The organism is Nocardioides epinepheli, assembly GCF_037936805.1.
Classification (GTDB): domain Bacteria; phylum Actinomycetota; class Actinomycetes; order Propionibacteriales; family Nocardioidaceae; genus Nocardioides.
In genome coordinates this window covers 481,125-500,083 of record NZ_JBBMMC010000001.1, presented here as the reverse complement: position 1 = coordinate 500,083, position 18,959 = coordinate 481,125, and the positions used below count along the sequence as shown (strand labels likewise).

The following is an 18,959-nucleotide window of genomic DNA, read 5'->3' as shown; positions in this document are numbered from 1 at the left end:
GCGAGCCGGGGTTTCGTCGGCGCTCGCTGGCGCTCGCTTGCTCAACCTCCGGCGGAGCGGACAGCCCTCGGAGGTTGAGCAAGCTGGAGGGCGAGGAACGAGCCCGACAGCGCCGACGAAACCTCCGAAGCCTTACTGGCAAACGCTGGCAGCGACGGTCGGTAGGGCCTGGCTCAGGCCACCTGCAGCGAGCGCTTGGAGAGGCCCATCCAGTAGCCGTCGATGATCTGCTCCCCGGCGGCGCTGGGGTCGGTGGCGGCGCCGAGGGTGACGAAGAGTGGCGAGAAGTGCTCCACGGTGGGGTGCGCGTAGGGCATGCCGGGCGCGAGGTCCCGGAACGAGGCGAGGGCGTCGACGTCGCCGGCAGCCAGCGCCTCGGCGGCCCAGGCGTCGAAGTCTCGGGACCAGCCGGGCACGTCGGCATCGATCCGCCAGTCCTTGAGGAAGGGAAGGCCGTGGGTGAGGAAGCCCGAGCCGATGATCAGGACGCCCTCGTCGCGCAGTTCGCGCAGCCGTGCCCCCAGGGCGAGCAGGTGGCCCGGGTCGTGGGTGGGCAGCGACATCTGCAGCACCGGGATGTCCGCGTCGGGGTACATGATCTTCAGCGGCACCCAGGCGCCGTGGTCGAGCCCGCGGCTCGAGTGCTGGTGGACCGGCTCGGTGGCCGGCATCATCGCCGCGACCCGCTCGGCCAGCCAGGGGGCGGCGGGCGTCTCGTAGGTCATCCGGTAGTACTTCTCGGCGAAGCCGCCGAAGTCGTAGACCAGCGGGACGCGGTCGGCGGTGAGCGAGAGGGGCGCGGCCTCCCAGTGGGCGCTCACGATGAGGATCGCCTTCGGCCGGGGGAGCTCCGCTGCGAGCGTGGCGAGCTGTCCCGACCAGACCGGGTCGTCGAGCAGGGGCGGGGCGCCGTGGCCGATGTAGAGCGCGGGCATGCGATCGTTCATATTTCAACTATACCTTCCGGTGTCGAGTCGGCATCCTGGCTTCCGCCCAGCGACCAGTCGATCGGGGCCGCGCCGCGTTCGGAGAGGAGCGCGTTGGCCCGGCTGAACGGGCGGGAGCCGAAGAAGCCCCGCGACGCCGAGAGGGGCGAGGGGTGCGCGGAGGTGATCGTCGGCGTGTCCCCGAGCAGCGGTTGGAGCGACTGCGCATCGCGACCCCACAGGATCGCCACGAACGGAGCCCCGCTCTCGGCGCGTGCGACCAACGCTCGGATCGCGCACTCGGTGATCGACTCCCAGCCCTTGCCGCGATGGGACGCCGGAGACCCCGGGCGCACGGTGAGTGATCGGTTCAGGAGCATCACGCCCTGCTCGGCCCACGCGGTGAGGTCGCCGTGGCGTGGCGGCACGATGTCGAGATCGGAGCGCAGCTCGGTGTAGATGTTGAGCAGGCTGCGCGGCAGCGGCCACACGTCGCGCTCCACCGCGAAGCTGAGCCCGATCGGATGGCCGGGAGTCGGGTAGGGGTCCTGGCCGACGATGAGGGCACGAACCTCGCCCAGTGGCGCGCGGAACGCTCGGAACACGGCGTCGCCGGCGGGCAGGTACGGTCGCCCGGCCGCCAGTTCCGCGCGCAGGAACTCGCCCATCTCGGTGATCTGCGCCTCGACCGGCGCCAGCGCCTCGGCCCAGTCGGCAGCCATCAGCCCGCGTTCGACCAGGCCGTCGAGGGTGCCCGGTGTCTTCGCACCCGTCGGCCAGCGCAGGTCCTCGGTCGGTCGCCGTTCCCGGTCGGGCGGGGTCTCGGAGGACTCGAGGGGTCGGCCTACGGCTGCCATGGTGGTGACCTCCCAGTGCGCGGGTACGTCGAACTCCGCGGTGAGTGCCTCGCGGTCGAATGCGCGGAACTGCCGCACCGCCAGCCCGAGGCTCTGGGCCTGCACCGTCAGGTGCGCCACCGCCTGCCCGAGGTCGTAGGCGGAGAACTCCGAGTACTCCCAGTCGGTGTCCTCCACCAGTCGGTGCGACAGGTTCGCGAGCAACAGACTCGCATCGGCTGCCCAACGACGTGCGCTCGGCGCCAGATGCCGCAGCAGCCGTTCGTGGTTCGGCTCGCCGCGACGTGCGGCGATGAACGCCCAGGGCTGGGAGTTCCCGGCCGACGGCGCCCAGCGCGCCGCCTCCAGGAGCGAGTCCACCTCGGCCTCGCTCACCTCGGCGCCCGCGTCGAACGCGGCCGGACTCCAGCGTGCGGCGAGCAGCGGGTGGAGGAGCCCCATGGCGAGGACGCTATCGCGCCCACGCCGGAGGTTGAGCAAGCGAGCGCAAGCGAGCGCCGACGAAACTCCGGAAACCCTCCGTGCCAGCGTTCGCGAGGAGGCTGGGAGGTTTCGTCGGCGCTGTCGGGCTCGTTCCTCGCCCTCCAGCTTGCTCAACCTCCGACGAGGTCGGCATCGCGCGCGGAGGCGTAGCGAGCCCGGACGTCGTGGGCGGCCTGGCGGTCGGTGTCGCTCGCCTCGTCGAGCACGACGATGTCGGAGGCGGGCCAGGCCGGGGGAGTCGAGCCGCCGGCGAGGGCCCAGGCGGCCTGGCGGGCGGCGCCGAGGGCGACGTACTCGCCGGCCGGGGGGAGGAGCAGCGGTCCGGGAAGGAAGCTGGGCGCGAGTGCCTGGAGCGCCGGGCTGCGGGTGGCGCCGCCGACGAGAAGGGTCCGGCGCGGGGCCGCCCCCGAGGTCTCGACCAGCAGGTCGCGAGCATCGGCGAGCGAGCACAGGAGCGCCTCGAACGCCGCGCGCGCCAGGTCGGCGCGCGAGGTGGACGGCCGCAAGCCGCGCCAGGTGCCGGTCGCGTCCGGACGGTTCGGCGTTCGTTCCCCCCCGTAGTAGGGAACGAACGTCAGACCGCCCGAGCCGGCGCCGGAGGCCAGTGCCAGCTGCGACAGCTCCTCGTGGTCGACGCCCAGCCAGCGCCCCTGAAGATCGAGGATCCCGGCGGCGTTCATCGTGGTCGCCATCGGCAGGAAGCCGTGCTGGGCGTCGGCGAAGCCGGTCACGGTGCCCGTGCCGTCGGCGACCGGATCGGGGCTGACCATCGAGACCACCCCGCTGGTGCCGATCGAGACCAGCACGTCGCCCGGCTCCAGCCCGATCCCCATGGCGGCGGCCATGTTGTCCCCGGTGCCGGCGGCGACCGGGTTGCCGGCTGCGGTCTCCGCAGCGACCGTGCCGCCCTCGACCACCACCGGCACCGAGGCCTCACGGCCCAGAGCGCGGGCCAGCAGATCGGGCCGCCATCCGTCGCCGGCGGCGTCGAAGTAGCCGGTCCCCGAGGCGTCGCCGCGGTCGGTGAAGGCCTGCGTTCCGGCGGCGCTCACGTGCCGCGAGACGTAGTCGTGGGGGAGGAGCACGCTCTCGACCCGGGCAGCGGCGTCCGGCTCGTGATCGCGCAGCCAGCGGAGCTTGGCGGCGGTGAACGAGGCCACCAGGACACTGCCCACGGCATCGGCGCACGCCTGCGGTCCACCCAGCTCCGCGACCAGCTCGGTGGCCGCGGCGGCCGAGCGGGTGTCGTTCCACAGCAGCGCGTCGCGAACCGGGACGCCGTCGCGGTCGAGCGCCACCATCCCGTGCTGCTGCCCGCCCACCGACACCGCGGTGGCGCGGGCGAGCAGGGGGCCCGCGGCGTGGTCGAACGCCGTCAACCACGCCGCGGGGTCCACCTCGGTGCCCGGGGGGTGGGCCGCCGTGCGTGACTCCACCACCGTGCCGTCGTCGGCGTCGACGAGCAGTGCCTTCGTCGACTGGGTCGAGGAGTCGACACCGAGTACCAGCGGCATAGGTCAGTCCTTGGTGGCGAACGCCGCGTCGAAGGCTGCGTCGGGCGCCTCGAAAGCCAGGCGGCGCACGAACTCCAAGGCCTCCGGCGCACCGACCAGGCGGTCCATCCCGGCGTCCTCCCACTCCACCGAGATCGGGCCCTCGTAGCCGATCGCGTTGAGCATCCGGAAGCACCGCTCCCACGGCACGTCGCCGTGCCCGGTGGAGACGAAGTCCCAACCCCGGCGGGGGTCCGCCCACGGCAGGTGCGAGCCGAGGCGGCCGTTGCGGCCGTTGCCGACCTGGAGCTTCACGTCCTTGCAGTCGACGTGGTAGATCCGGTCCTTGAAGTCCCACAGGAACGAGACCGGGTCGAGGTCCTGCCACATGAAGTGCGAGGGGTCCCAGTTGAGCCCGAACGCCTCCCGATGCCCGATCGCATCGAGCGCGGCGGTCGTGGTCCAGTAGTCGTAGGCGATCTCGGAGGGGTGCACCTCGTGGGCGAACCTCACCCCGCACTCGTCGAAGACGTCGAGGATCGGGTTCCACCGGTCGGCGAAGTCCTGGTAGCCGGCGGCCACCATCTCCGCGGACGCCGGCGGGAACATCGCGACGTACTTCCAGATGGAGGATCCGGTGAAGCCGATGACGACGTCGACGCCGAGCCGCTGTGCGGTGCGGGCGGTGAGCTTCATCTCCTCCGCCGCGCGCTGACGAACGCCCTCCGGGTCGCCGTCGCCCCACACCTGTGGCGGCAGGATCGCCTGGTGCCGGCCGTCGATGGGGTCGTCGCAGACCGCCTGACCCTTGAGGTGGTTCGAGATCGCGTAGACCTTCAGGTTGTACTTGTCGAGCAGGTCCAGCTTGGCCTGGATGTAGGCGTCGTCCTCGGCGGCCTGCCACGGGTCGAGGTGATCGCCCCAGCAGGCGATCTCCAGTCCGTCGTAGCCCCACTCGGAGGCCAGGCGGGCGACCTCCTCGAAGGGCAGGTCGGCCCACTGCCCGGTGAACAGGGTGATCGGTCGTGCCATCGGTGTGTACCTCTTCCTCTGGGGGATCTGTTGGTGGGTTGAAGACTGGGTTAGCGAGTCGGTGCCGGGGCGGAGCGCCCTGCCCCGGCACCGGTCGCGGGATGTGGATCCAGTCCACACCCCCGTCCGTGAGGGAGACCCGGCGACCGTCGGAGGTCAGAGCGGGCCGACCCCTCCGATCTCGACGGCGTGCGCGCTCTCGCGACGCGATGCCGGATCTCCCTCACCAGACGTCTCCTTCCGCGCTCGGGGCTAGAGCTTCGCCCGAAGCGCGCGGGACAGGCCCTTGAGGGCCGACCGGACCTCGCCTGCCTTGGTCCCTGCGGCCACCTTGTCGAACCGGTTCAGCGCGGCGCGGGCCTCACGGACGTCGCCGAGCCGGACGGCGCGCTGGGCCTGGTTCAGGGCCAGCTTGAGCTGCTTGGCCGCAGCCGGACCGATCCGCTTCTCCCGCTCGAGCCGGTTGACCAGCTTCTTGCCGCCGCGGTAGTTGGCGATCACCTGGAAGGTGATCTCCTTGGTGGTGACCAGGCCGGCCGCGTCGGTCACCGTGACCACGAGGCGGTGCTTCCCGATCCCCAGCCGGACGGCGTCGAGCTTGACCGGGACAGCGACCTTCTTGCCGTCCAGGGTGGCGGTCGTGCTTGCCACACCGGACGTCGCGTCCTTGGCGATCGCCTTGGCCGTCACCACTCGGGCGACCGACAGCTTCTGGCCGTTGCGGACGCCCCGGAGCGTCAGCGTCGGTGCCGTCTGGTCGATCTTCACCGTCACCGTGGCGACCTCGGAGACCGCCCCCTCGGCGTCGGTGGCCCGCACCGAGACCTGCTGGGTGCCGGCCGTCGAGACGGCCACCGGAGCCGAGTACGCCGTCCAGGCTCCGGTCCCGATCCGGTACTCGACCGCGAGGGTCCCGCTCCCGCCGGTCGCGGTGGCGGTGACCGTCACCGGGCGCGTCCACCAGCCCGCGGAGCCGTTCGGCGTGGCGGGGGAGGTGGTCACCGACACGGTGGGTGCTCCCGGGTCGGGGCCGTCGTCGGGGACGACCACCTCGATCGTGCCGTCGGACTGGTTGCCCGCGGCGTCGGAGGCCCGGTAGGCCACCGTGTGGGTGCCGGGCTCGGTGATCTCGAACGGGCCGTCGTAGGCGACCCACGCGCCGTCATCGATCCGGTACTCCACCGAGGTGACCGCGGTGTCGTCGCTGGCGTCGAGGACGACGGTGCCGGGTCCGGTCAGGTCGAGCGTCGCGCAGGCGACGATCGCCCCTTCCTTGTGCAGCACGAGCGCCCGCGCGTCGGTGCGTGGTGCCCAGGGCACCGTGGCGGTCGCGGACGACGTCCCGTCGGCCGAGGCGACGATGCGTGGCCCTGTGGTCCAACCCGGGTTGGTCGGCCACAGCTCGTTGGGCGGCGTACCGCCCGCGCCGGCCTGGTTCTGGTAGTGCAGACCGAGGCTGGCGCAGGTCCCGACGTGCAGGTGGGACTCGTAGCCGGCGCCCGGCTGGAGGCCGGTGAGCTCCACGTCGGCCGTGGTCTCCCCGGTCGCGCCGGTGCGGCTCGACGTCAGGGTGGCCGTGCCGCCGATCGGGGTGTCGATCAGCGAGCGGACCGTGCCCGCGTAGTCGCCGGTCACCGTGGTCGCCACCTCGGGTGCGGTGGTGTCCTCGTCCTCGCACGGGGTCGCCGTGTCGTCGGGGGTGAGGGTGAACCAGTCGAAGTGCGCGGTGATGTTCGCAGCCGCTGCCTGGTTGGCGAAGGCGGTGAGCCCGATCCTCGGAGCCGTCATCGGCGGCGTCGCGTAGCTCCCGGGCAGCTTGGTCCACCCGGAGCCGTCGGTGCGGTAGGAGGCCTCCACGTCGGTGCCGTTGGCGCTCTTGAGTCGCAGCCACACCGTGTCGGGGAAGTCCGCCCCGAGCCCGGCGGTGTTGATCTCGGTGGCCGTGCCGTTCGCCTCACGGGCGAACTGCACGATCGTGGCCGCCTTGTCCGGGGACGCCGACCGGCCCTGGAGCATCAGCTTCAGGTAGTTGTTGTCGTCGCCGTACACGATCAGTCCGGCTTGCTGGTACTGCCGGACCGCCGCCAGGTTCACCTTGGTCGTCGCGGTGTAGGCGCCGCCCGGAAGGTCCTGGAGGACGATGTTCGGCACCGGCGTCGCGGTGCCGCCGCCGTAGATGTCGCTCGCGGTGAGCGGGATGTTGAGCTTCCCGTCCGAGACCGTCATCGTGTCGTCGCCGCGGACGACGCCGTCCCAGCGGGTCACGTCGAGCGCGCTGCCCTCGAATCCGTCGGAGCGACCGGTGAAGCAGGTCGGCTCCTCATCGCCCGCACAGGGCGTCGCCCGGTCGTCGGGCGTGATCGAGAAGTAGTCGAAGTCGGCGTTGATCCCGACGGCGTTCGGGTTGTTGGCGAAGGCCGTCATCCCGATCCGGGGCTCGTTGATGCCTGAGAGGTTCCGTGCGTCCGGCAGCGCGGTGTAGGTCGTGCCGTCGGTGCTGTAGGACCCGGTGATCGCCAGCCCGTCGGGGCTGCTCAGCCGCAGCCACACGGTGTCGGGGAAGTCCGCACCGAGAGCAGGGGTGTTGCTCTCGACCGCGGTCCCGGCGAGCTCCTTGGACATCTGGATGATGTTCGAGGCCTTGTTCGGCTCGGCCGAGCGGCCGCTGACGACGAGCTTGAGGTAGTTGTCGTCGTCGCCGTAGACGATCAGGCCGGCCTGCTGGTACTGCCGCACGGCAGCCAGAGTGACCTTCGTGGTCGCCGTGAACGCGCCTCCGGGCAGGTGCTGGAGCACGATGTTGGGCACCGCGGTGCCGTTGCCGCCGTAGATGTCGGTGGCGGTCAGCGGGATCCGAAGGCGGCCGTCGGCCACCGTCATCGACTGGTCGCCGCGCACGACGGCGTCCCATCGCGTGGTGTCCAGGCTGGTGCCGTCGAAGCCGTCGGAGCGACCGGTGAAGCAGGTCTCCTCCTGGGCGCCGACGGTGATCTTGAACGTCTTGCTTGCCTTGGCGCCGAGGCTGTCGGTCGCCACCACCTTCGCGACGAACTCGCCGGCCTTGGTGTAGGTGTGCGTGGCGTTCGCGGTGCTGGCGACGCCGCCGTCACCGAAGGACCACTCGTAGCTGATCGGGTCGTTGCCGTCGGGGTCGGTGGCCGAGGCCGTGAACGCGACGTCGAGCGGGGCGACCCCGGAGGTCCGGTCGGCGGTCGCGGTGAGGACCGGGCGCTTGTTCTCGGTGATCCCGTCGCCGACGAAGTCGATCCAGTTGATGTTCGACTGGCCGGCGGTCTCCACGAAGTAGAGCGGTGCACTCACCGTGCTCGGTGCCGCGAGGGTGGCGGAGAGGTTCTGATAGCTCTGCCACCCGCCGGTGTTCGGGACGTTGATCGTCGCGAGGGCCGGCCCGTCGGGCGAGCCCGAGCGGATCTCCCACGTCGCACTGGAGGGCGAGGCTGCGCGGAACGAGATCGCGTTGATGTTCGTCAGGTTCATCACGTCCCAGCTGATCCAGTCGCCCGGCTCGATGAACCCGATGTTCTGGCCGCCGCCTTCGCTGTCGGTGGTGGTCTCACGCTTGACGCCGGCGTCGCCGCCCGACGTCGAGCCGGCGAGTCGACCGGTGTTGTCGAAGAACTCGGCCTCCTTGCGCTTGGTGTGCAGGACCACCGTGTCCTGGCTCTTCAGCGGCCGGACGCCGTCGGCGCCGCCGTCGGTGTAGGTCGCCACGACGGTGCCGAAGATGTTGGCCCCGGTGTGGCCCTCGTCGCCGTTGACGGTGAGGATGCCCTCGCAGCCGATGTACTCCTGGTCGTCGTGGTCGTGGTCGTCGTGGCCCAGCGCGGGCTGGACGACGACGCGGTCACAGTCGATGTTCGAGCCGTCCTCGGGGTCGGTGACCTCGACCTTGTAGCGCATCGTGTCGCCGAACTCGAAGAAGCCGCCGTCGAGCGGCGCGACGATGTTCACCGTGGGCGCGGTGTTGCCGACCACGATGTCGATGTTGGAGACCGCGGAGCGGCCGTCCTCGTCGGTGACGGTCAACCGCGCGGTGTACTCGCCGTTCGCGGTGTAGGTGTGGCTGGCGCTGACCTCCGTGCTGTCGGTCGTGCCGTCACCGTCGAAGTCCCAGGCGTAGGTGATCGGCGTGCCGTCGGGGTCACGCGACTTGGTGCCGTCGAAGTTCACCAGCAGCGGTGCCGGACCCGACGTGGGATCGGCTGTGGCGCGGGCGATCGGCGCCCGGTTCCCGTGCACGTAGTCGATGCGGTACACGCCGGAGTCGGTGTTGTTGCCGCCGAAGCCGCTACCCCACTCGATCATGTAGAGCGCGCCGTCCGGCCCGAACTGCAGGGCGTGCGGCCGGGTGAGCTCGAGGTTCGGGAGGAACCGGTTGATGTCGTCGTAGCCCTTGCCGTCCTCGGTGAGCTGGACGGTGAAGATGCGGCTGTTGTTCCAGTCGGCCCAGATCGCCTTGTTGTCGAAGTAGGCGGGCCACTTGCGGTCGGAGGCGAGGTCGGGGTCGTAGCTGTAGGTGCCCGAGGTCATCGGGGCACCGCTCGAGCCGATCTCCGGGGAGCCGGTGGGTGCGCCGTTCGACTGCCACATGGTGGCCGGGATCGCTGCCGGAAGGTCGGTCAGACCGGTGTTGTTGGCCGACTCGTTCTTCGGCGCGGCACAGTTGAACTTCGGACCGGGCGCACTGGTGGCGAAGTCGAAGTCGTTGTACGCCGCGTTGTCGCCGACGCAGTAGGGCCAGCCGTAGTTGCCCGGCTCGGACAGGATGTTCCACTCGACGCGGCCGTTCGGTCCGCGGTTGGGGTTGTCCGCGCCGGCGTCGGGGCCGTAGTCGGCCACGATCAGCTTGTTGGTCTGCTCGTTCAGGCCGATCCGGAAGGGGTTGCGGAAGCCCATCGCGTAGATCTCCGGCCGGGTCTTGGCCGTGCCGGGCGGGAACAGGTTGCCGGACGGGACGTCGTAGCCGCCCGCGGCCTTCGGGGTGATGCGCAGGACCTTGCCGTTGAGGCTGAGCGTGTTGGCCGCGGTGCGCTGGGCGTCGAAGGCCGACCGGCCGTCGCGCTCATCGATGGGGGTGTAGCCGCCGGAGTCGAACGGGTTGGTGTTGTCGCCGGTGGCGATGTACAGGTTGCCGTCGTGGTCGAACTCCAGGGCGCCGCCGGCGTGGCAGCACTCGACCCGTTGGGTCGGGATGTCGATGACCTTGGTCGCGCTGGCCGGGTCCATCGTGTTGCCGGTGACGGTGTAGCGCGACACCCGGTCGAGGGACTCGCCGCCGGTGGGGGAGTAGTAGAGATACAGCCAGCCGTTGGTCGCGAAGTTCGGGTCTAGGGCGAGGCCGAGCAGGCCGAACTCCTGTCCGGTGTAGACCGGCACCGAGCCGGCCTTCACGACGTTGCCGTTGGGCAGCACGATCCGGACGTCGCCGCCGCGGTCGATGTAGAACACCCGGCCGTCGTCGGCGATGGCGAGGTCCATCGGGTTGGCGGTGTTGTCGTCGAGGGTGACCTTCTCGAAGCTCTCCTCGAGCGTTGCGGCGCAGTCGGCCGGCTGGACGCCCGCGGCGGTGCGGATGCCGCCGAGGAGGTGGCCGAGGAACAGCGGGTCGGAGAACGACGCGATGGTGTGGCCCATGCCGGTGTACCAGCTGCGGCCGCCGTCCATGTCGTGGCACCAGGCGATCGGGTGCTCGAGGCCGTTGGTGCCACCGGAGTAGGTGGACTCGTCCATCGAGGCGAGGACGTGGACCTTCTCCCGCGGGTTGGGGTTGTAGTTGTACCACTCGTCGGTGCGCTCCCAGCGGGCCGGAAGGTCGGCGGTGGAGGGGTGCGCGTGGTCCTCGACCTTGACGGTCGCGGTCGGGGTCCCGTCGGGGTGCCCGTTGAAGTAGGAGCCGACCAGCTCGCCGTACCACGGCCAGCTGTACTCGGTGTCGGAGGCGGCGTGGATGCCGGCGTAGCCGCCACCGTTCTGGATGTACTCCTCGAACGCCGCCTGCTGGGTGTCGTCGAGGACGTCGCCGGTGGTCGAGAGCCAGATCACCACGTCGTACTGCGCCAGGTTGGCGGCGTTGAACGCGGTGGCGTCCTCGGTGGCGTCGACGGTGAAGCCGTGCTCGACGCCGAGCTGCTTGATGGCAGCGATCCCGGCGGGGATGCTGTCGTGGCGGAAGCCTGCGGTCTTGCTGAAGACCAGCGCCTTGAACGGATCGGTCTTGACGTGCCCGTCGTGCCTGGCCAGGCCGCCGGGTGCCGCGTTCGCGGCGACCTCGGCGACCGAGGTGACCTGGCCGGCCGCCGAGGCCGAGGGGACCTCGGCCCCGGCCGGCGCGGCCGTCAGGCTGAGGCCGACCGTCGCCCCCAGGGGAACTGCGAGGATCGTGGCCACGGAGGTCGCCAGCGCGCGCCGGCTCCTACTCCGCCACCGCGTGATGAGGTTGGTCATCACGTTCTCCTTCTCCATGTGGTGGATGTGGATGGATGCGCTCCATGCGTTCCGAGGCGGGTCCCCGGTCGTTCGGCCCTGGTGTGACTGGTGTGACGGTCGTGCTGGACGAGCGGTGCTGCTGGACGTGCGGTGCTGCTGGACGTGCGGTGGTGCTGGGTTACTGGTGGTGCGGGTGCTCAGCGGACGCCGAGCAGGTGGTCCATCGCGAGCTGGTCGAGCGCCTCCATGGCGACGCTGCGCTCGGCCAGAGCGGTGCGGTCGTGGCTCTCGGCGCGCAGGTCGGCCACCGACTCCTCCGCGCCCAGGGTCGGCTCGTCGAGCTCGCCCACCTTGGCGGCGTCCAGGGCTGCCTGGACCTCGGGGTCGGCTCGGAACGCCTGCACCCGCTCGCGCAGGATCAGGTAGTTGCGCATGCATCCGGCAGCGGACTCCCAGACGCCGTCGACGGCCTCGGCGCGCGGTGGCTTGTAGTCGAAGTGCAGGTAGCCGCTGTAGGGCTCGTTGGCGCCGCTGCCGAGCAGGGTGTCGACGGTCCAGAAGGCACCGCGCAGGTTACCGGCACCGAAGCGGAGGTCCTGGTCGAAGCGCGGGCCGTGCTGGCCGTTGAGGTCGACGTGGAACAGCTTGCCGTGCCACATCGCCTGGGCGATGCCGTGGGCGAAGTTCAGTCCGGCCATCTCCTCGTGCCCGACCTCCGGGTTCAGCCCCACCATCTCCGGGTGCTCGAGCTCCGAGATCAGCGCCAGGGCGTGGCCCACGGTCGGCAGCAGGATGTCGCCGCGGGGCTCGTTGGGCTTGGGCTCGAGGGCGAAGCGGAGGTCGTAGCCTTGGTCGCGCACGTAGGCGCAGGCCAGGTTGATGCCCTCGGCGAGCCGGTCGAGGGCGGCCTGCACGTTCTTGCTGGCACCGTGCTCGGCGCCCTCGCGGCCGCCCCACATCACGAACGTCTCCGCACCGAGCGAGGCGGCGAGGTCGATGTTTCGCAGCACCTTCGCCGTGGCGTAGCGGCGCACCCGACGGTCGTTGGCGGTGAGTCCGCCCTCCTTGAAGATCGGGTCGCTGAACAGGTTGGTGGTCACCATCTCGCAGCGCATCCCGGTGTCGGCCAGGGCCTTCTGGAACCGCTCGAGGGTCGCCTCACGGGTGTCGTCGTCGGGCAGCAGGTCGTCGTCGTGGAAGGTGACCGCGGCGGCGCCGAGCTCGGCCAGCTTGTACGTCGACTCGACCGGGTCGAGCGCCGGGCGGCTCGCGGGACCGAACACGTCGACGCCCTCCCAGCCGACGGTCCACAGGCCGAAGGAGAACTTGTCCTCGGGACGGGGGGTGTAGGTGCTCATGACGGGATCTCCTGCCAGCTGCGGGTATCGGAGCTCTTCTCGACGGCGTCCAGGACCTGCTGGACCTGGAGTCCGTCCGCGAACGTGGGGGTGGGGTCGGTGTCGTCGCCGATGGCGCGGACGAGGTCGACGACCTGATGGGTGAAGCCGTGCTCGTAGCCCAGGCCGTGCCCGGGGGGCCACCACGCGGCGACGTAGGGATGGTCGGCCTCGGTGGCCAGGATGCGGCGGAAGCCGGCCGTGGCGGCGTCCTCGGTGGCGTCGAAGAACTCCAGGACGTTCATGTCCTCGAAGTCGAAGGCGATGCTGCCGCGCGAGCCATTGATCTCCACGCGGAGCGCGTTCTTGCGGCCGCTGGCGAAGCGGGTGGCCTCATAGACCCCGACCGCGCCGCCCCCGAACCGGGCGAGGAACACCGCGGCGTCGTCGACGGTGACCGTGCCGGTTCCCGAGCCGGCGGTGCCGGCCAGGCCGCTGTGCTCCTCGGCGAGGGGGCGCTCCTTGACGAAGGTCTGCAGCAGTCCCGAGACCTCGGCGATCCGGTCGCCGGTGAGGTACTGGGTGAGGTCGACGATGTGGGCGCCGATGTCACCGAGCGAGCCGGACCCGGCGCGCTCCTTGTCCAGGCGCCACGACATCGGGGCCATCGGGTCGGCGATCCAGTCCTGGAGGTACTGCGCACGGACGTGCCGGATCTCGCCGACGCGGCCCTGCTCGATCAGCTGGCGGGCCAGGCCGATCGCAGGCACGCGCCGGTAGGTGAAGCCCACCATCGCCCGGACGCCGTGCTCGGCCGCGGCGTTCGCGGCCGCCGTCATGGCCTCCGCCTCCGCGACGGTGTTGGCCAGCGGCTTCTCGCACAAGACGTGCTTGCCGGCCTCGAGGGCGGCGATCGCGATCTCGGCGTGGGAGTCGCCGGGGGTGCAGATGTCGACGAGGTCGACGTCGTCGCGGGCGATCACCTCGCGCCAGTCGGTGGCCGAGGACTGCCAGCCGAGCCGAGCAGCCGCGGCGGCGGCACGCTCTGCGTCACGTCCGACGAGCACGCTCATCACCGGATCGAGCGGCAGGTCGAAGAATCGGGGTGCGCTACGCCAGGCCTGGGAGTGCGCGGCTCCCATGAACGCGTGCCCGATCATGGCCACGCGAAGGGCGGGGTTGCTCATGGTTCCTCCGTCCGAGGGCAGGATTGAAGAGGCCCGTCACCGTGCACGAGCCCGGTGGGGGCCGCTCCGCGACCGGGCCGAGAACCATCGGTTCCCGGCCCGGCCGGGTGTGGGTCAGGACTCGAAGGCGTTGGGCAGGAACTGGTCGACGTTCTCGGCGGTGACGACGGGGGCGTAGAGCTGGACGGTGCGCGGCACCTCCACCTCGACCAGGTCGTCGAGGGCCTTCTGCTGCACCAGGAGCCGGGCCAGCTTGATGCCGTCAGCAGCCTGGGTGGAGGGGTAGACCACGGTCGCCTGGAGGACGCCGTCCCCGGCCTTGATGGACTCCATGGCGTTGGCCGATCCGGCGCCACCGACCATGAAGAACTCGTCGCGCCCGGCCTGCTCGATCGCCGCGAGGACGCCGACGCCCTGGTCGTCGTCGTGGTTCCAGATGGCGTCGATCTTCGGCGCCGCCTGGAGCAGGAGGGAGGTCTGCTTCTCGCCGGACTCGATGGTGAAGTCGGCGGCCACCCGGTTGTCGACGTCCTGGCCGCACTCGGCGAGCGCGTCCTTGAAGCCCTGGCTGCGGTCCTGGGTCAGCGGCAGCGAGTCGATGCCGGCGATCTCGGCGATGACCGCGTCCTTCTTGTCGCCGATCTGCTCGCAGATGTACTGGCCGGCCGAGATGCCCATGCCGTAGTTGTCGCCGAGCACGGTGACCCGGGCGGCGTTGGGGTCGTCGAACTCGCGGTCGACGTTGATCACCGGGATGCCGGCCTCCATCGCCTTGAGCGCGATCGGCGTCATCGCGGCGCCGTCGAAGGGCAGCAGCACGATCGCGTCGACGCCCTCGTTGATGAAGGTCTCGACCTGGCTGATCTGGAGGTCGACGTTGTTGGTGCCGTCGGCGACCCGCAGCTCGACGTCGTCGTACTGGTCGGCGACCTTCTTCGCCGACTCGGTGATCGAGCCCATCCAGCCGTGGTCGGCGGCGGGAGCGGAGAAGCCGATCACGACCTTGTCGCCGGATTCGTCGTTCGAGCCGGCCTCGGCGTTGCCGGTGCCGCCACCCAGGTCCTTGTCGTCCTTGTCGTCGGAGTTGCTGGTGCAGGCCGACAGGGTCACGGCCGTGAGGGCTGCGGTCGCCCAGAGCGCGACCTTCCGGGTGGTGGAGAGAGACTTCATCGTGCGGCTCCTACTTGGATGTGAACTGCGGTGAGTACTTGCTGGGATACTGCGGGTGGATTCCGAGAGATCGCCTGCGGTGCAGGCGGAACGAGGCGGCCGGGTCCGGCGGGAGTCGCGTGTCTCACGAGGAGTCGGATCGCTTGGCGAGACGCTGCTGGAGCAGCACGGCGGCGACGATGATGGCGCCCTTGAGCAGCAGCTGCTCGGAGATGGAGCGGTCGTTGAGCGTGAAGACGTTGGTCAGGGTCATGAAGATCAGCACACCGAGCACGGTGCCGACGATGCTGCCGCGCCCTCCGGAGAGGAGGGTTCCGCCGATCACGACAGCCGCGATCACGTCGAGCTCCATGAGAGTGCCGTGGGTCGAGCTGCCGGTGGTGGTCCGGGCTACGAGCATCAGGGCCGCGATGCCGCAGCACACGCCGAGGAGCACGTAGACCATGACGATCTGCCGGTTCACGTTGATGCCGGCGAGTCGGGCGGCCTCGGGGTTGCCGCCGACGGCGACCGTGCGCCGGCCGAACGTCGTCCGGTTCAGGAGAACCCAGCCGATGACGGTGACGACGGCGAAGATCCAGATCTGGAGCGAGACGCCGAGCAGGTCGGTGGTGAACGCCTTCTTGAAGTCGGGGACGTTGACGATCTGCGTCTTCTTCTCGGAGATGATCTCCGCCAGTCCTCGCGCGCTGGCCAGCATGGCCAGCGTGGCGATGAATGGCACGACCTTCCCGTAGGCGACCAGGACCCCGTTGATCAGGCCGCAGCCCGCGCCGACGGCGACAGCGGCGCCGACCATCACCAGCCAGTGGGTGTCGTTGGCCATGTTCTGGGTGGCCACCGTGGTGCACCACACCGAGGCCAGCGCCAAGATGGCGCCGACCGACAGATCGATGCCGCCGCTGATGATCACGAAGGTCATGCCGATGCTGACGACCCCGATGGTCGAGGCGAGCCGCAGGATGGTGAGTGCGTTCTGGCCGTCGACGAATCGCTCGCCGGCGGTGAACGCGCCCACGGCACAGATGATCAGCAGGGCCAGGAGCAGCCCGAGATTGCTGCCCACGCTGGTGCGCAGCAGGTCCAGCACCGGGTTGGACCGCTTGGAGGTCTCCAGCGCGGCCCGCTCGACGGCGAGGCTGTCGCCCGGTGGGCCCGTGCCTTCCTTCGACAGGTTGATGTTGCTCTCGCTCATGCGACCCTTCCTTCCATGACGAGGTCGAGAACCTTGGCCTCGTCGATCTCGGCCACCGGTGCTTCGTGTACGACCCGGCCCTCGCGGACGACGAGGACCCGATCGGCCAGACCGAGCACCTCCTCGACCTCGCTCGACACGACGACGACGGCGACACCGGAGTCGGCGAGGGTGCGGATCAGCTGATAGATCTCGGCTCGGGCGCCGACGTCGACGCCGCGAGTGGGCTCGTCGAGGAGCAGCACCCGGCACTCGCGCAGCAGCCAGCGGGCGAGCACGACCTTCTGCTGGTTGCCCCCCGAGAGGGTGCGGACCGCGCGGGTCACGCCGGCGGGCCGGACGTCGAGCGACTCGGTGAGCGCCTTCGCGCGGCTCTTCTCGGCACCGCGGTCGAGGAAGCCTGCCTTGGCGAAGCGGCGCAGCGAGGAGACGGTGATGTTGGAGTAGATCGCCTGGTCCAGGAGCAGCCCCTGGCTCTTGCGCTCCTCGGGTGCCAGGCCCACGCCGGCCTTCACCGCGGCGTTCACCGAGCCGCGCGGCAGGCGCTTCCCGTCGACCTCGACCGTGCCTGCGCTGGCGCGGCGGGCGCCGTAGAGCGTCTCGAGGATCTCCGAACGCCCCGCACCGACGAGGCCGGCCAGGCCGACGACCTCCCCGGCACGGACGCTCAGGTCCACGCCGGTGAAGTGACCGGGAAGCTCCAGCCCGCGGACCTCGAGGACGGGGTCTCCGGCGGGGACCGTCGCGGCATCACGGGGTGGGAACACGTACTCCAGGTCGCGGCCGGTCATCAGCCGGATCAGCTCGGCCGTGGGGGTCGAGGCGGCCGGCAGTCCGGTGGCGACGGTCTTGCCGTCCTTGAGCACGGTGATCCGGTCGCCGATCTCGCGGATCTCCTCGAGCCGGTGGGAGATGTAGACGATGGCCACGCCCTCTGCGGTGAGGCCGCGGATCGTGCGGAAGAGGTTGGCCACCTCGTCGGCGTCGAGGACGGCGGACGGCTCGTCGAGGATGAGGAGCCGGGTGTCGTGGGAGAGCGCGCGGGCCATGCTGACGATCTGCTGACCGGCAGGGGAGAGCGAGCCGACCGTGCGGGAGGGGGAGATCTCCGGGTGCCCGAGCCGGGCCAGGAGCGCAGCAGCACGGTCGCGACCGCGGGCACGCTGGACGAAACCGCCGCGGGAGATCTCGTGGCCCAAGAAGATGTTCTCGGTGACGCTGAGGTGCGGCACCAGGTCGAGCTCTTGGTAGATCGTGGAGATGCCAGCACGGATCGCGGCCTGCGGGGAGCCGAAGGTGGCCGGCTCGCCGTCCCAGACCAGCTCGCCCTCGTCGGGCCGGTGCGCCGCGGCGAGGACCTTGATCAGGGTCGACTTGCCGGCGCCGTTCTGGCCGAGCAGGCAGTGGACCTCTCCGGCCCGGACGTCGAGATCGACACCGCCGAGCGCGCGGACGCCCGGGAACTCCTTGACGATGCCGGTCATCCGGAGCAGCGGGGCGGCGTCCGTGGAGCCGGTGGTGGCTGGATCGGGCGTCTGGTTCATGCGGACTCTCCTGCGAGGTCGGTGAGTCGGGGGACGAGGGTGGGGTCGGCGAACACGGCGTCGAGCGCGGCGGTGGCGCCGCCACGGACGGCTGCCGCGAAGCCGAAGGCGGACAGCTCGACCTGGGTGCCGCCGGAGTCGGGAGCCAGGACGCCGGCGCGGAGCTCGCGCTCGATCGCCGGAACCATGTGGTGCCCGACCGCCGCGTAGTAGCCGCTGAGCACGATGCTGGCAGGGTTGAGGGTGTTGGCCAGCACGGCTGCGCCGATGCCGACCCAGGTCCCGACCTGCTCGAGTGCCTCGATGGTGCGGACGTCGCCGAGGTCGGCGCGCCGGTTGAGCTCGGCCAGGCGCTCGTCGATCGCCATCGAGGCATTGCGGACGGGGTCGTCGGGGTCGGCGGCCAGCTCGAGGAGGGCGCGCAGTCCGCTGACGGTCTCCCAGCAGCCGATCCGGCCGCAGCCGCACTGGCGCCCTCTCGGCTGGACGATCATGTGTCCGAACTCGCCCGCGAAACCCTGGCTCCCCCGCAGCAGACGGCCGCCGGCCACGATCCCCCCGCCGACGCCGATCTCTCCGTGCAGCACGAGGAGGTCCTGCCGACGGGGGTCGCCCGGTGTCGCCTCGGCAGCGGCGGCGAGGTTGCCCTCGTTGTCGATGACGACGGGGAACCGGCTGCGCAGCTGCTCGCGAAGGATGTCGCCCACCGCGACGTCGTGCCAGTCGAGGTTGGGGCCGTGGGTGAGCACGTCGCGGGTCCGGTCGAACAGGCCAGCCACGCCGACCGTGAGGCCCATCGGCAGCACCTTGCGCTTCTCCAGGCGCGCGACCGTCTCCCGGATCTGGTCGGCCAGGTGGGCCAGCACCCGGTCGGCGTCCAGCGAGCGGGCGTCCAGCGCGAGCCGCTGCTCCTCGATCACCTCGCCGCGCAGGTCGAGGGCGAGGGTTGCGACGTGGTTGACGTTCACCTCTGCGCCGAGACCGGCGATACCGCGGCCGTCGAGCTCGACGGCGGTGCCCGGTCGGCCCACGGTGGTGCGCTGGACCTGCTCGCCGTCGGTGACCAGGCCGCGCTGGATCAGCTCGGTGACCAGCGTCGAGACCGTCGACCTCGTCATGCCGAGCTCGGAGGCCAGGCTCGCGCGGGTCCGCGGCCCGTGGTCGCGCAGGTAGCGCAGCGCCAGGCCGAGGTTGGAGCGCCTCAGGTCGAGATTGGCGACGCTGTGGGGGCTGGGGGGCTGTTCGTGGGTCGACATCACCGACTCCTTCCTGGGCTGGTGGCTGGGCG

At 70.7% G+C, this 18,959-nt stretch carries 11 protein-coding genes and 1 pseudogene; all 12 read right to left on the bottom strand.

Going from position 1 to position 18,959, the window contains the following annotated elements; translation table 11 throughout:
• Positions 1-173: 173 nt before the first annotated feature.
• The 12 genes and pseudogenes from WMR31_RS02355 to WMR31_RS02300 all read right to left on the bottom strand — a co-directional run bounded on the left by WMR31_RS02355 (position 174) and on the right by WMR31_RS02300 (position 18,927).
• Positions 174-947 (bottom strand): dioxygenase family protein, encoded by a 774-nt coding sequence (locus tag WMR31_RS02355; protein ID WP_340537160.1) that lies wholly within the window; start codon positions 945-947, stop codon positions 174-176.
• Complete coding sequence (locus tag WMR31_RS02350; RefSeq protein ID WP_340537371.1) at positions 944-1,648, bottom strand: uracil-DNA glycosylase; 705 nt, start codon at positions 1,646-1,648, stop codon at positions 944-946. The genes WMR31_RS02355 and WMR31_RS02350 overlap by 4 nt, the downstream gene beginning before the upstream one ends.
• 372 nt (positions 1,649-2,020) lie before the next feature.
• A pseudogene (locus tag WMR31_RS02345) lies at positions 2,021-2,224 on the bottom strand (nitroreductase family protein); the annotation flags it as partial.
• A gap of 152 nt (positions 2,225-2,376) precedes the next feature.
• The gene (locus tag WMR31_RS02340; RefSeq protein WP_340537159.1) at positions 2,377-3,780 is read right to left on the bottom strand and encodes an FGGY family carbohydrate kinase; all 1,404 of its coding nucleotides are present in this window, start codon (positions 3,778-3,780) and stop codon (positions 2,377-2,379) included.
• A 3-nt stretch (positions 3,781-3,783) separates the two neighbouring features.
• Positions 3,784-4,791: a sugar phosphate isomerase/epimerase family protein gene (locus WMR31_RS02335; RefSeq protein WP_340537158.1), complete on the bottom strand. Its 1,008-nt coding sequence runs from the start codon at positions 4,789-4,791 to the stop codon at positions 3,784-3,786.
• Between the two features lie 252 nt (positions 4,792-5,043).
• On the bottom strand, positions 5,044-11,256 hold the full coding sequence (locus WMR31_RS02330; RefSeq protein ID WP_340537157.1) for a ThuA domain-containing protein: 6,213 nt from the start codon (positions 11,254-11,256) through the stop codon (positions 5,044-5,046).
• 179 nt (positions 11,257-11,435) lie between these two features.
• Entirely contained in the window at positions 11,436-12,596 is a 1,161-nt protein-coding gene (gene xylA, locus WMR31_RS02325; RefSeq protein ID WP_340537156.1) for a xylose isomerase, read from the bottom strand.
• Entirely contained in the window at positions 12,593-13,762 is a 1,170-nt protein-coding gene (locus tag WMR31_RS02320; protein ID WP_340537155.1) for a Gfo/Idh/MocA family protein, read from the bottom strand. Before WMR31_RS02320 ends, xylA begins: the two co-directional genes overlap by 4 nt.
• A 114-nt stretch (positions 13,763-13,876) precedes the next feature.
• Complete coding sequence (locus WMR31_RS02315; RefSeq protein ID WP_340537154.1) at positions 13,877-14,932, bottom strand: substrate-binding domain-containing protein; 1,056 nt, start codon at positions 14,930-14,932, stop codon at positions 13,877-13,879.
• A 124-nt stretch (positions 14,933-15,056) separates the two neighbouring features.
• Entirely contained in the window at positions 15,057-16,127 is a 1,071-nt protein-coding gene (locus WMR31_RS02310; RefSeq protein ID WP_340537153.1) for an ABC transporter permease, read from the bottom strand.
• Positions 16,124-17,671, bottom strand: a complete 1,548-nt coding sequence (locus WMR31_RS02305; protein WP_340537152.1) for a sugar ABC transporter ATP-binding protein — start codon at positions 17,669-17,671, stop codon at positions 16,124-16,126. Before WMR31_RS02305 ends, WMR31_RS02310 begins: the two co-directional genes overlap by 4 nt.
• Complete coding sequence (locus tag WMR31_RS02300; RefSeq protein ID WP_340537151.1) at positions 17,668-18,927, bottom strand: ROK family protein; 1,260 nt, start codon at positions 18,925-18,927, stop codon at positions 17,668-17,670. The genes WMR31_RS02305 and WMR31_RS02300 overlap by 4 nt, the downstream gene beginning before the upstream one ends.
• Between the last annotated feature and the right edge of the window lie 32 nt (positions 18,928-18,959).